The organism is Paenibacillus sabuli (assembly GCF_014705605.1).
Taxonomy (GTDB): Bacteria; Bacillota; Bacilli; order Paenibacillales; family Paenibacillaceae; genus Paenibacillus_D; species Paenibacillus_D sabuli.
In genome coordinates this window covers 1-12,536 of sequence record NZ_JACXIZ010000037.1, presented here as the reverse complement: position 1 = coordinate 12,536, position 12,536 = coordinate 1, and the positions used below count along the sequence as shown (strand labels likewise).

At 60.9% G+C, this 12,536-nt stretch carries 13 protein-coding genes; 1 reads left to right on the top strand and 12 read right to left on the bottom strand.

Going from position 1 to position 12,536, the window contains the following annotated elements; genetic code table 11:
* Positions 1-137: 137 nt before the first annotated feature.
* A complete protein-coding gene (locus IDH44_RS19610; RefSeq protein WP_190920521.1) occupies positions 138-1,040 on the bottom strand; it encodes an aldo/keto reductase in 903 nt (300 codons plus the stop codon).
* 126 nt (positions 1,041-1,166) lie between these two features.
* A complete protein-coding gene (locus tag IDH44_RS19605; protein ID WP_190920520.1) occupies positions 1,167-2,456 on the bottom strand; it encodes an alpha-L-fucosidase in 1,290 nt (429 codons plus the stop codon).
* 211 nt (positions 2,457-2,667) lie between these two features.
* On the opposite strand from IDH44_RS19605, the gene IDH44_RS19600 reads away from it, so the two are divergent.
* On the top strand, positions 2,668-3,429 hold the full coding sequence (locus tag IDH44_RS19600; protein WP_190920519.1) for a GTP pyrophosphokinase: 762 nt from the start codon (positions 2,668-2,670) through the stop codon (positions 3,427-3,429).
* 331 nt (positions 3,430-3,760) lie between these two features.
* On the opposite strand, the gene IDH44_RS19595 is transcribed toward IDH44_RS19600, so the two are convergent.
* The 10 genes from IDH44_RS19595 to IDH44_RS19550 all read right to left on the bottom strand — a co-directional run.
* On the bottom strand, positions 3,761-4,702 hold the full coding sequence (locus IDH44_RS19595) for a 5'-3' exonuclease (RefSeq protein ID WP_317890221.1): 942 nt from the start codon (positions 4,700-4,702) through the stop codon (positions 3,761-3,763).
* A gap of 31 nt (positions 4,703-4,733) precedes the next feature.
* The gene (locus IDH44_RS19590; RefSeq protein WP_317890220.1) at positions 4,734-5,945 is read right to left on the bottom strand and encodes an aminotransferase class I/II-fold pyridoxal phosphate-dependent enzyme; all 1,212 of its coding nucleotides are present in this window, start codon (positions 5,943-5,945) and stop codon (positions 4,734-4,736) included.
* Between the two features lie 17 nt (positions 5,946-5,962).
* Positions 5,963-6,991, bottom strand: a complete 1,029-nt coding sequence (locus IDH44_RS19585; RefSeq protein WP_190920540.1) for a site-2 protease family protein — start codon at positions 6,989-6,991, stop codon at positions 5,963-5,965.
* A 57-nt stretch (positions 6,992-7,048) separates the two neighbouring features.
* Positions 7,049-7,420 (bottom strand): arsenate reductase family protein, encoded by a 372-nt coding sequence (locus IDH44_RS19580; RefSeq protein WP_190920518.1) that lies wholly within the window; start codon positions 7,418-7,420, stop codon positions 7,049-7,051.
* 21 nt (positions 7,421-7,441) lie between these two features.
* A complete protein-coding gene (locus IDH44_RS19575) occupies positions 7,442-8,452 on the bottom strand; it encodes an RluA family pseudouridine synthase (protein WP_190920517.1) in 1,011 nt (336 codons plus the stop codon).
* The gene (locus IDH44_RS19570; protein ID WP_190920516.1) at positions 8,449-9,027 is read right to left on the bottom strand and encodes a cob(I)yrinic acid a,c-diamide adenosyltransferase; all 579 of its coding nucleotides are present in this window, start codon (positions 9,025-9,027) and stop codon (positions 8,449-8,451) included. Before IDH44_RS19570 ends, IDH44_RS19575 begins: the two co-directional genes overlap by 4 nt.
* A 644-nt stretch (positions 9,028-9,671) precedes the next feature.
* On the bottom strand, positions 9,672-9,899 hold the full coding sequence (locus IDH44_RS19565; protein WP_190920515.1) for an aspartyl-phosphate phosphatase Spo0E family protein: 228 nt from the start codon (positions 9,897-9,899) through the stop codon (positions 9,672-9,674).
* A 117-nt stretch (positions 9,900-10,016) separates the two neighbouring features.
* On the bottom strand, positions 10,017-11,231 hold the full coding sequence (locus IDH44_RS19560) for an aminotransferase class I/II-fold pyridoxal phosphate-dependent enzyme (protein ID WP_190920539.1): 1,215 nt from the start codon (positions 11,229-11,231) through the stop codon (positions 10,017-10,019).
* Positions 11,232-11,251: 20 nt separating this feature from the next.
* Positions 11,252-11,743 (bottom strand): Lrp/AsnC family transcriptional regulator, encoded by a 492-nt coding sequence (locus IDH44_RS19555; RefSeq protein WP_190920514.1) that lies wholly within the window; start codon positions 11,741-11,743, stop codon positions 11,252-11,254.
* 95 nt (positions 11,744-11,838) lie between these two features.
* Positions 11,839-12,536: DUF4397 domain-containing protein (locus IDH44_RS19550; RefSeq protein WP_190920513.1), on the bottom strand; the 698-nt coding region annotated here is incomplete at its 5' end.

The window sequence follows — 12,536 nt, the reverse complement described above, 5'->3', positions numbered from 1 at the left end:
CAGGCGCGCGCTCCTGCCGCTTCTTTCATTGTAAGGGGTTTCGCAATCGCTTTCAGTCCCAAAAAATTCAGATCGGGCGCTGCGAATGAACGGATTCGCCGGCAAAGGTGCCGGATTTTGATAAAAGGTGTAAAAATTCAACGCCAGAGCGGCTGGCCTGCAAATAGCGACAGCACCCGACGTTGATCCTCCTCCTGCAGTCCGCGGCCGTCGCAATACGCGGCATTGCCGCGAATCATCTCCGGCGAGGTCGAGCCGCTTAGCGACACGGCAATATCGTCGCAGCTCAGGCTGAAACGCATCGCGGGCTCGACAAGACCGTACGGCTCGCTGTGGCGCAGGAAGTCGAGTTGGCGGACACGGCCTTCCGCTTCCGCCAGCAGTTGCGGATCCTTGTTCATAAACGAAGCCGGGTGATCGGCCAAAATGCCCATGCAGAGCGGACTGCCGTTGATCACCTGTACATTGTGCTCCCTTGCCAGCGGGAACAGCTCGTCCACTGCTTCGTAATCGATCAGCGTGTACTTGCAATAGATCTGTACCGTGTCGAGCAGCCCGGTCTCGATATACGGCTTCAGAATTGACAGCCGCCGCGCGTTCACGCCGATGGCGCGTACCTTGCCTTGCTCCTTGAGCCGCGCGAACGCTTCGAGCGTGCCGTGCAGCCCTTCTTCGAACGTCGTGGTCTCGGCCTCGTGCAGTTGAATCAGATCGATCCAGTCCGTCCCCAATCGCTGCAGACTGCGCTCCACGCTGGCCAGGGTGTTGGCATGCGAGTAGGCTTCCCCTCGACGCACCGCCTTGGTTGCCAGCACGATCTGGCTGCGCTTGCCGCCGGCCAGCGCCTTGCCGTAGCGCAGCTCGCTGTCGCCATACGCAGGCGCCGTATCCAAAAAGGTCACGCCCGCGTCGATCGCTGCGTGAATCGTACGCACGGCCGCCTCGTCGTCCATCGGCCCGAAGCCCGAGCCGAACGGCGCGCCTCCGAGCCCGAGCCGCGATACCTTGAGGCCGCTTTTGCGCAGCACCGTGTATTCCATCTGTTCTCCTCCCGCTTACGCTTGATGGCCGGCGGCGCATCGCCGCCCGCCTTCTTAGTGTAAGGGGACGAGGCCAGAATTGCACCCCCTTTATTCTGAACTCGAGGTGCTTTATTTCGCTCTTTGCTATCGAAACAAGCCTTCCGGCGCAGGCTCCCCCGATTCCTGCGGACGCAGGGCAGGCGCATGATCGAATTCGAGCCGGATGACCGGCACCTCCCCTGCGAGCTCGTCGATCGGCAACCCGCGGATCCGCACATCCTCGAGCGGCTGTCGCCAGTGCCGGGTCCCTTGGCTGCGCACGCAGGGCAGCTCGCGCCCGTCGTTCAGCAGGACAGCCCGGATCGGCAGCGTTTCCAGTCCTTCCACGACAATTGCCGCGCCTTGCGGATCGCGATACAGGTGGACGTACAAGCTGGTCCCTTTGCGCGTGAGCAGCATGTTCGGACTGCGCAGGAGCTCCGATGCAGGCTCCGCCCCCTCCCAGGACTCCCGCGCCTTGGCGGACCACTGCCCGATGCGGCCAAAGGCGGCGGCGTACTCCGGCGCAATCGTGCCGTCCGCGCACGGGCCGACATTGAGCAGGTAGTTGCCTCCCATGGCAAGAATCTGGTCCATGCTTTGCATCATATACTTGGCGCTGTAGTAGTCTTCCTCGCTGCGGTAGCCCCAGCTCGTCATCCCGAGCGACTGGCAGGCCTCCGTCGGTCTGTCGAAGGCGCGATGCCCGGCGATCTGCGCCGCGTCGTAGTCCCGCTCCGGTGTCCCGTAATCACCTTCGCCATAGCCGCGGTCGTTGATGACGGCAGCCGGCTGCAAGTGCCGAATCATGGCGTGCAGGCCTGGATCGCGGTGCCCCGGCACATTCATGTCCCAGAAGATGCCGTGCAGCGTGCCGTAATTCGTGCATAGCTCGCGCAGCTGATTGCGCACGAATGCCATATAGGCCGCCATATCCGGTCGATCTCCCTCCTGCGGGCCGGACAGCTCGTGATGCCGCCCCTGATTCGGATAATTCGGATGATGCCAGTCGACGCAGGAATAGTACAGCTGCAGCGGCATGCCGCGACGCGCGCACGCTTCGGCCAGCATGCCGATGATATCCTTGCCGTACGGCGTGTTCATGACATGGAATGCAGTCTCGCGCGTATCCCACAGGCAGAAGCCGTCGTGATGCTTGGCCGTGACGCACATATAGCGCATGCCGGCCGATTCCGCCAGATCGATCCACTGGTCCGGATCGAAGCGTTCGGGGTTGAAGCGCTCCGCCAGCTTGACATAGTGTGCGCGCGGCACATGACGGCGCCACATCTCCTGCTCGTGCCAGCCGTTGATGGCGTACAGCCCCCAATGCACGAACATCCCGATACGCCGTTCGAAGAACCAGTCCCGCTCATCGCCGAATCTTTTCATCATTCGCCTCTCCCCTTTTTCTTGAACTCTAGCTGCTGCCTCGCTGCCCTTTGTCTCACTATAGCCATCCGACTCGAACATTGTCCATAAACAATTTTCGAGGATATACACGTTTTGCTGCAACAGTTTGAAAGCGGTTCATTTGCAATTGTAGCGTCCGTTGTACTATCCTTTTAAGTAGACCAACACGGTAAAGGAAGGGGCGGCACTCGCCATGGAGACCACGCCAACCGAGCTTCAGCTCGACCAGTTCAAAGCATTCAAGCATCGCATTACCCGATTTATGATGGTGTACAAGTTCGCACTGGACACAATGGAGACCAAAATTGAAACGCTGCAGGAGGAATTTCAATTTCTGCACGAATACAATCCGATTGAACACACCAAGTCCCGTCTGAAATCTCCGGAGAGCATTTTAAAAAAGCTGTTCCGCAAAAACTTGCCGGTCTCGCTGCCGAGCATTCAAGACAACATCCGGGACATCGCCGGCATGCGCATTACCTGCTCGTTCATTTCCGATATCTATACGATTCAGGCGATGCTGGCCAGCCAGACCGACCTGCGCATCGTCGAGACCAAAGACTACATCAAGCAGCCCAAGCCTAACGGCTATCAAAGCCTGCACTTGCTCGTAGAGGTGCCGGTCTATATGTCCGATCGTCAGGAAAACGTGTACGTGGAAATTCAGATTCGCACGATTGCCATGGACTTCTGGGCCAGCCTCGAGCACAAGATCTTCTATAAGTACAATCAGTCTGTGCCGGCCAAAATGCTGAGCGAGCTCAAGGCGGCTGCCGACGCCGCAACCGCCCTGGATCAACAGATGGAACGGCTGCACCGGGAAATCGGAGAAATCAAGGAAGCGCAGCAAAGCGACGACGAATTGACGCTGCAACGCATCATGGTGAGCAACCAGCAATTCTCACTGCCCTCCGCGCTGATGGACATGATGGACGACGGCAAAAACAGGCAATAGGCGAGCTTGGAGGCGGCTTCGCTTGTGGACTTAAAGGTGGATTTGCAAGCGGATTCGCTGGCAGAATTGCAGGTGGATTCGCAGACGGACTTTCGATTGACAGACAAGAGTGACTTTTTATCGCTACTGCCCACGCGATTTCGCTTCCTTCCCCCAGTAGAGTGATTTTCTACCTCTATTGGTCTGCTTGGACATAAGAAAAGGACGCGCAACCTCATAAGGATTCGCGTCCATTATTGTAGCCTGACCGGCCTTAAGGTCAGGCTTTCGCTGCTTTAAATCTTCGGCTCTTGGCTCTTCGAGTCTTTAACCTTCATGCCCTCTTGTCCATTCACCCATTCGGATCGGCAGCCGCGACCTCGCGCTCGGCGGCGAACGGTTCTTCGTACCATTCCACCGCCTGCTGCAGCAGCTTGACGAGTCCGCCGAACTCGAGCAGCTCGAACTTGCTGACTGCCGCTTCGTGCTGCAGCGCCCACAGGCATTCTCCCAGTTCGCAGGCAATCGGCACATTCAACCGGATGCGCGCCAGATCGCGGGACAGATGCAGCATCTCCAAATTTGTCTCAATTTTGGTACGCACGCCCTTGGGCAGCTCGTCCAGGCAGGCCAGACAACCTTCGACCGTTTCGTAATCGGCCAGCAGCTTCAGCGCCGTCTTCTCGCCAATTCCTTTTACCCCGGGGTAGTTGTCGCTCGTATCGCCCATGAAGGCCTTCAGGTCCACAATCTGCGACGGCGTCAGCCGTTTGCGCTCGTGCAGCGTCTGCAGATCGTAGACCGTATAGTTGGAGCGTCCCTTGTTCATGATGACGATGTTGATCCGCTCATTGATGAGCTGGAGCATATCGTGATCCCCGGTCAATACGAGCACCTCGGCATCCGCCTGGTGGCACGCTGCCAGCGTGCCGATACAATCGTCCGCCTCGTAGCCGGCCAGACCGACGTTGCGCACGCCCATCGACTCGACGACCTCCTTCACCAGGTCGAATTGCGGCAGCAGCTCCAGCGGCGGCTCGCCCCGATTTTGCTTGTAGGCGCTATACGTTTCCGTACGGAACGTGCTGCTGCCCATATCCCAGCAGCAGATGACATGCGTAGGCCGAAAGTGCTGCAGTGCGTCAAAAAAGTATTGAATAAAGCCGTAGACCGCATTCGTCGGCAATCCTTGACTCGTCTTGCGAATATAGCCGGAGTACGAAGTGGCATAAAACGCCCTGAATAACAAAGCCATGCCGTCTACCAGCATCAACCGTTTTTGTGAATCACCGATTGCCCTCTCCCCCTTGCTAATGCTATACGTTCTATACGTTCAAAATATCGCGCAGGAATGCGCCGATCCGCTGCCCGGCTTCGCAAAGCCTCGTTTCATTTTCTACCAGGGCAATCCGCACGTAGCCCTCGCCCTCGCGCCCGAATGCGTCGCCCGGAATGACGACGACCCCTGTCTTTTGCACCATTTCCCGGGAAATGGCCCGGGCACTCCAGCCCTGTGCAACGGCGGCAGCCGGAAGCGGCGCCCACACGAACATCGTCGCCCGCGGCAAGGGCACGTCCCAGCCCTCCGTTCGCAGCGTCTCTACGAAGGCATCGCGCCGCCGCTCGTACAGCGCGCCGACCGGCGGCCCCTCGCGCTCCATGTCCTCCTGCAGCGCCACGATCCCGGCCTCCTGTACCGCCTCGAACACCCCGTAATCCAGGTTGGCCTTCAGATCGCGCAACGCGCCGATCGCCTCCCGATTTCCTGCAACGAAGCCGATTCTGCAGCCTGCCATATTGAAGCTCTTGGACAGCGAATGGAACTCGACGGCCTGCTCGGCCGCTCCCGGCACCTGCAGGATGCTCGGCGGACGAAAGCCGTCATACGCCATCTCCGAGTAAGCCAGATCGTGCACGACCAGCGTGCCGTATCGGCTCGCCTTGGCCAGCAGCCGTTCAAAAAAAGGCAACTCGGCCACCGCAGATACAGGGTTGCTTGGAAAATTGAGCAAAATAAAGCGGGCACGCTCCCAATCTTGCTCAGCAATGGCTTCCAGATCCGGTAAAAAGTCATTCGTCGCCCGCAGCGGCACAGGAATCGCTTCGACGTCGGCCACGGCCAGCGCCGCTGCATAGATTGGATAGCCCGGGTCGGGCACGAGCACCGCATCCCCCGGATCGGTCACCGCGAGCGCCAGATGAGCCAGGCCATCCTGGGAGCCCATCAGCGCGAGCACTTCCTCATCCGGATCGACAGTCACCCCGAAGCGATGGCGCAGCCAGCGCGCCGCCTGCCCGCGAAAGCCGGCGCTGCCGCGCGATGCCGGATAGGCATAGCGATCGGAGCGCTGCACCTGCTCGCTCAGCGCCGTACGAATGCGGGGCGACGGCGGGAGATCCGGACTGCCGATGCCCAGATCGATCAGATCCATCCCTGCGCGCCGCGCCTCTTCCTTCCACGCCGCCGCTTCGGCGAAGATCGCCGAGCCCAATCGGGGCAGCCGGCTCGAGCGCCAGCGATTGTCGTTATTGATCACCAAGTCACTTCCTTCCGTCACCGGATCGGCGGTGCCAACTGCGCCTGCTGAATATGCCAGATCATCCCGATCAGGAAGACGGCCAGGCCCGCATAAGCGGCCCCGTAAGTCCAGCGCGTCGCGGCAGACACCACATAATACCGGTCGTTGTCATGCTTGACATAATCGACGCGGACCTTGAGCCGCAGCAGCGCGCCGCCGCCCTTGTCCACCTGCTCCGCTCCGACGAGCTGGACGCCCTGCACAATCGCCGGCACTGGCAGCTCCAGCTCGCCGCGAAAGCGCATCGCCGTCCAATCGAATTGCACCAGCTGCTCTCCCGTGAGCCTGCAATACGTCGTGTAGCTCAGCTCTCGCGTGTGCGTGCTGGACGGCATGAACCAGTCCGGCATCTGCACCCGGTCCAGCGGGAGCTCGTAGACGCCGACGATCGACAAGGGCTTGTTGCCGCGGCGGCTGACATAGCGCTGGTACAGCTCCCAGGCGAACAAGGCCCAGATCAGCAGCAGCAGCCAGCTGCGCAGCCACACGATGAGACCCAGTCCGCCCACCAGTCCCAGCAGCCACAGCCAGCGCCCGACTGCCGCAGCGATCCGTCCGCCGTCGAGCGGATGGATCGGCACCAGGTTGAACAGATTGAGAATGAAGCCGACATTCGCCAGCACGAACAGCAGCGGCAGCTCCCAGGCATGCCCCGCCGCGTACACCAGCAGTGCGCCCAGCGTGCCGAGCAGCGGCCCGCCCATGGCGATATACGCCTCGGTCACCGCGTCCTTGGGGTGCCGCTTCATCGTAATGAGCGCGCCGATGAACGGAATGAATAGCGGCGCGCTGACCGGCACGCCCTTGCGCTTGGCCGCCCAGACATGCCCGAGCTCGTGCACGAAGATCAGCAGGACGAGCCCTACGGCGAACCACAGCGGACTGAGCAGCGCATAAGCGCCGACGGTTATCGCCATGCTGACCAGCGGCGCGGCGAATTTGCTCAGCAGGAGCAGCAGCGTTTTGCCCTTCGTGACGACGAACAGCAGCGCCGCCCCGATCATCCACCACAAGCCCCGGCCTTCTTGCTTCGGTTGCTCTCTATCGTTACGAATCGCCGTTCACATCCCGGTAGCCGGCCATACCCGGTTATATTCCGCTTCTTTGTAGCCCACGGTGAGCTTCGTGCCGTCGGTGACGACCGGTCGCTTGACGAGACGGCCGTTGCCTGCCAGCGATGCGATTTTGTCCGCTTCGTCCATCTTCGGCAGCTTGTCCTTCAAGCCCTGCTCGCGATAGACCTCGCCGGAGGTGTTGAAGAAGGCCTTGGCCTCCAGCCCGCTGCGCTCGAGCCACTCGCGGATCTCGCCCGCGGAGGGCGCCTGCTCGAACAGATCGTGCAGCCGCAGCTCGTAGCCGGCCGTCTGGAGATGCTTGAGCGCCTTGCGGCAGGTGCCGCATTTCGGATAATAATACACATCGAGTGTTGTCATGTCCAGTCGTCCTCTCCTTGCTCAGATTGAATGGCTTCCCGCCTCGGACGGCATGTGTTCCAATACGCGCTCCAGCGCCCGTAGCTCCCGCGGCAGCGGCGCGACGAAGGTCATGCGCTCCCGGCGGCCCGGATGCGTGAGCGTGAGCCGCTCCGCATGCAGCGCGTGGCGCCCGGCTGCCGCATGCGCGGCAGCCGCCCAAGGCCGCAGTCTGTCCGCAGCGCGACGGTACATCGCATCGCCGATGAGCGGACAGCCGATATGCAGCAGATGGACGCGGATCTGATGGGTGCGGCCGGTCTCCAGCCGCAATCGCACCAGCGCCGCCTCGCCGGCGCCGCTGCCGTCGGCTGCCCGGCCATATACCGCTGCCGTCTCGTAATGCGTCACGGCCCGGTAGCCGGCGGGCGTGACGATCCGCATATGCGGATCGTCCGGGTCGCGTTCCTGCGGCGCGTCGATCGTCGCCGTCGACGGCTCAGGCACGCCGTATACATAGGCGCAATAGCGCTTGTCGATCTCGTCGCGCTGCAATTGCTCCGAGAGCTGCTGATGAATGTACGGGTTTTTGGCGATTGCGACCAGCCCAGAGGTCTCCTGGTCGAGCCGGTGAACCGGTCGGAAGCGCACTCGCTCGCCGCGCGCAGCCCAGTGGTGCACGACGCCGTTGGCCAGAGTGCCGGTGTAATGACCATGCGTCGGGTGCACGATCACGCCGGCCCGCTTGTTCACCACCAGCAGTTCGTCGTCCTCGTAGACGATCTCCAGCTCCTGCGGCTCGGCCAGGATATCCTCCGAGGTCTCGCGCTCCATGTAGAGCTCCAGCCGATCTCCGGCGCGCACCGGCACGCTTGTATAGGCCCGCCGGCCGTTCAAGGTGATGCCGTGCTCGGTCAGCTTGAGTCTGGACAGCAGCTTGCGGGACACCCCGAGCCGCCGCTCGAGCACGGTGCGAATTTGCTTGCCCTCGTCCTCGGACGTTACCTCGACGACGAGCGGCGCGTAATAGCGGGTCTCGAGTTCCGAGGTCATGGCTGCTTTTTCGCCTTGTGGAATACCTCCGCACTGCGCACGTACGCCACATCCTCCACGCCGAGCCGGGCGTTGGCCGCGCGCGCCGCCGCGAAGAAAAAGTCCGATAGCCGGTTCAGGTAGATCAGGGCCGCCTCGTTGATCGGATGCTCTTGCGCCAGCGTCACCACGCGCCGCTCCGCTCGCCGACACACCGTACGGCAGACGTGCAACTCGGCCGCGAGCTTGCTCCCGCCCGGCAGAATGAACCGGGTGATCTCCGGCGCCTCGCCGTTGAGGCTGTCGATCAGCGGTTCCAGACGGGCTGCCAGCCCTTCTTCGACCTTATACACCGGCTGCCTGGGGTCGGCATAGGCCAGATCGGACCCGCAATCGAACAGCTCCTGCATGATGCCCTCCAGCTCCGCGGCCAGCGCCTCCTGACCGAGCTCGCGCGCCTGGGCGGCGGCCGCCCCGGTACAGGCGTTCAGTTCGTCAATTGTGCCATACGCCTCGACGCGGATGTCGTCCTTGCGGACCCTCCCGCCGATGACCGACGTGTCGCCCCGGTCGCCGCCGCGCGTATATATTTGCATGTACCTCGCTCCTTCGTCGCTCATTCCTTCTACTATAACACATCTCAAGGCGAAACGGCTGTCGCCATCCTTTGGCGGCACAGTAGTTTCGTTCCGCGAAATCGAGCGCTTGGTTCGGCGCGTGAAACGCCGGACACGCTTGATTTCAAGGCGAAACGGCTGTCGCCATCCTTTGGCGGCAGGTCATATTTAGAAACGGTGACTGCAACCATTCTGATGCCAGTAGCTTCATTTCACTTCCGGCGTGGATTCGGCCGAGTAGCCTCACATTTTACGCTTATTTCCGCCGCCCGAGCAATTTCCACCGAATAGCCTCACATTTTACGCTTATTTCCGCCGCCCGAGCAATTTCGCCCCTGTAGCATCGCATTTTACGCTTATTTCCGTCGCCCGAGCAATTTCGCCCCTGTAGCATCGCATTTTACGCTTATTTCCGTCGCCCGAGCAATTTCGCTCCTGTAGCATCGCATTTTACGCTTATTTCCGCCGCTGGAGCAATTTCCACCGAATAGCCTCACATTTTACGCTTATTTCCGCCGCTGGAGCAATTTCCGCTGAATAGCCTCACATTTTACGCTTATTCATCCCTTTATGCCGATTCCGCCAGTCAATAAAAAAACAAGCCCCGCCGAGGCGGGACTCTTCTATTTGAATCTGTGCTTCATGTATTCGTTGATTTTCAAGTCGAGCTTGCGGCTGATTTCGATGACGACTTCGGAATTAAAGGAGGCCTCCTCAAGGTAAACCTGCTCCATAACCGTACGCAATTGATAGATTTCATCCTCAAGCTTGCGCATGTAAGGGGGGGAAGCGGCCGAATTGCACATGCTCCGATCGCTCGCATAGGCCAAGCGCTGGTCCGCATAAGCCATCTTCATCCCTCCTTTAATTCGTCATGCTGTCGCACTCGATTTGCCAAGGGATTGAACGCGCCATCCCGGTTCCATTTGTTAAATTATATCAAATAAACACGATTTAAACAATTCAAATTATGACATTTTTATACGATGGACAAAATTTCCGATTCGATCAAGCGCCTCGGTGAGCTGCGCCACCGAAGTGGCGTAGGAACAGCGGATAAAGCTTTCGCCGCCTTTGCCGAAGACGCCGCCCGGCACCGCCGCGACGCGCCCCTCCATCAGCAGCCGCTCTGCGAACTCCTCCGAGGTCAGACCGGTCGACGCGACGGAAGGAAAAGCATAGAAAGCGCCATGGGGTTCATGGCAATCCAGCCCGATCTCCTTGAAGCCGTGTACGACCAGCCGGCGCCGCTGATTGTACGATTCGACCATCCGTTCCATCTCGCCGATCCCGCTCGTCAGCGCCTCGAGCGCGGCCACCTGCCCCATCACCGGCGCGCACATGATGGTATACTGGTGAATTTTCAGCATCGCGGCGATCAGCTCCGGATGGCCGCAAGCGTAACCCATGCGCCAGCCCGTCATCGCGAACGCTTTGGAGAATCCGTTCACTGTAATCGTGCGATCCTTCATGCCGGGCAAGGAGGCGAAGCTGACATGACGGCCGCTGTACGTCAGCTCGGCATAGATCTCGTCGGCAATGACGATCAGGTCGTGCTTCTCCACCAGCTGCGCGATCGGCAGCCAGTCCTCGCGCGTCATGATGCCGCCCGTCGGATTGCTCGGATAGCAGAGGATCAGCACCTTCGAGCGGGGCGTGATGGCGGCCTCCAGGCTCTCGGCGGTCAGCTTGAACTGATCCTTGGCATACGTCTCGACGCCGACCGGCGTACCTCCGCTGAGCGCGGTGATCGGCGAGTAAGAGATATAGCACGGCTCGGGCACCAGGATCTCGTCGCCGGCAGATACCAGCGCGCGCAGCGCCAGATCGATCGCCTCGCTCGCCCCTACCGTCACCAGAATTTCGCTACCGGGATCGTAGTCCACTGCGAAGCGGCCGCTCAAATAGTCGGCGATCGCCTCGCGCAGCTCAGGCATCCCGGCGTTGGATGTATATTGCGTCTTGCCGGTCTCGAGCGAATACACGCACGCTTCGCGCACATGCCACGGCGTCACGAAGTCGGGCTCGCCGACGCCGAGCGTGATGACATCCTTGCTGGCGCTGACCAGATCAAAAAAACGGCGAATGCCCGACGGCGGAATGGCCCGCACCTGCGGCACCAAATAATCCGACATCGAGCTGCGATCGCGTCCGGTATCCACCTGAAGCTCATTCCGTTGCATCATGACGAGTCACCCTATTCTCATGGCGAAATCATCAGCCGATGGTCATCCTCGTGCTCTTCGTAAATGATTCCGTCCTGTTTGTATTTTTTGAGGACAAAGAAAGTTTTGGTGGACAGTACGGCATCGATCGGGGACAGCTTGTTCGAGACGAACGACGCCACGTCCTTGAGACTCGCCCCTTGCACCTCGACCAGCAGATCATACGCGCCCGACATCAGATAGACCGACTTGACCTCCGGGTAAAGGTAAATGCGCTCGGCAATGCCCTCGAACCCGCGGCCGCGCTCAGGCGTAATCGACACCTCGATCAGCGCCGTCACCTGCTCGTCGCTCACCTTGCTCCAATTCACAACGGCCGCATACTTGACAATGACATGCTCCGCTTCCAGCTCGCCGATCGCCTGCTTGATCTCAGGCTCCGGCACATCCAGCATCGTCGAGATCAACTCCGGACTGCGTCTGGCGTCTTCCTTCAGCAATTCGAGAATGTCGACCTTCAGCTTCTCCACTACCGAATCCCTCCTGCATAAAAACGATAATCTCTATATTACCTCTAATTCCGTATCCCTGCAAACGATTCATGCCCCTCAAAGAAGGGAACAGGCTATAGATCCGACAGCAGCAGCGCCTCCGCCGGCGCGTCGTCTCCGCCCTGCACGACCAGAAACGTCGTCACCGAATCGGGAGCCAGCTCCGACTCTCCCGGCGGGAGCAGGCCGGCGCCGGACCGCCCGTCAAAAAGCCTCACGTCCGCCGCGCCTGCGGGCAGGACGGTGTAAGCGGTTGACATGCCATAGGGCACACGTCGGAACAGCTCCGTGCCGCCGCCGGTGCGAATGTCCGCCTCGGGCAGTCCCGACGCGAGATGAATGAACTTCACGCGCGCCAGGCCGGCGCTGGGCGCGGGATCGTCGATATAGGCGTACAGCCGCAGCTCTGCCGCATGGTTGCCGGCCGCCACCGTATAGGACTGGGCGGGCTGGACATTGAGCGTCTGCGACAGCAGCGGGCGGCTGCGGTCGCCGGCCGCATACACGGTGATGACCTGCTGACCGGGCGCTACGCTGCGGTAAGCGCCGTGCGTGCGATAGACCAGCTCCATGCCCAGCTCCAGCTCGCCGGCACAGATATCCACGGCTGACAGGTCGGGCGAGGCGTGGACGACGCGCACGCGCGAGCCCGAAGGCTCCATGCGGATCGTGTGGCTGCCATAGGCGCCCGGCGCTCCGCCGATGGCATGCCCGGGCCAGCCGCCCCGCCGGCCCGGCAGCGCCCCCGGCGCGGGCCATGGCCCGCCGCGGG

Coding starts and splice junctions, on each gene's coding strand:
- IDH44_RS19560 (WP_190920539.1), bottom strand. CDS start 11,231: ATGCAACGGAATGAGCTTCAGGTGGATACCGGACGCGATCGCAGCTCG.
- IDH44_RS19575 (WP_190920517.1), bottom strand. CDS start 8,452: ATGACCTCGGAACTCGAGACCCGCTATTACGCGCCGCTCGTCGTCGAG.
- IDH44_RS19610 (WP_190920521.1), bottom strand. CDS start 1,040: ATGGAATACACGGTGCTGCGCAAAAGCGGCCTCAAGGTATCGCGGCTC.
- IDH44_RS19565 (WP_190920515.1), bottom strand. CDS start 9,899: ATGGCTTATGCGGACCAGCGCTTGGCCTATGCGAGCGATCGGAGCATG.
- IDH44_RS19570 (WP_190920516.1), bottom strand. CDS start 9,027: ATGCAAATATATACGCGCGGCGGCGACCGGGGCGACACGTCGGTCATC.
- IDH44_RS19600 (WP_190920519.1), top strand. CDS start 2,668: ATGGAGACCACGCCAACCGAGCTTCAGCTCGACCAGTTCAAAGCATTC.
- IDH44_RS19605 (WP_190920520.1), bottom strand. CDS start 2,456: ATGATGAAAAGATTCGGCGATGAGCGGGACTGGTTCTTCGAACGGCGT.
- IDH44_RS19580 (WP_190920518.1), bottom strand. CDS start 7,420: ATGACAACACTCGATGTGTATTATTATCCGAAATGCGGCACCTGCCGC.
- IDH44_RS19585 (WP_190920540.1), bottom strand. CDS start 6,991: ATGATCGGGGCGGCGCTGCTGTTCGTCGTCACGAAGGGCAAAACGCTG.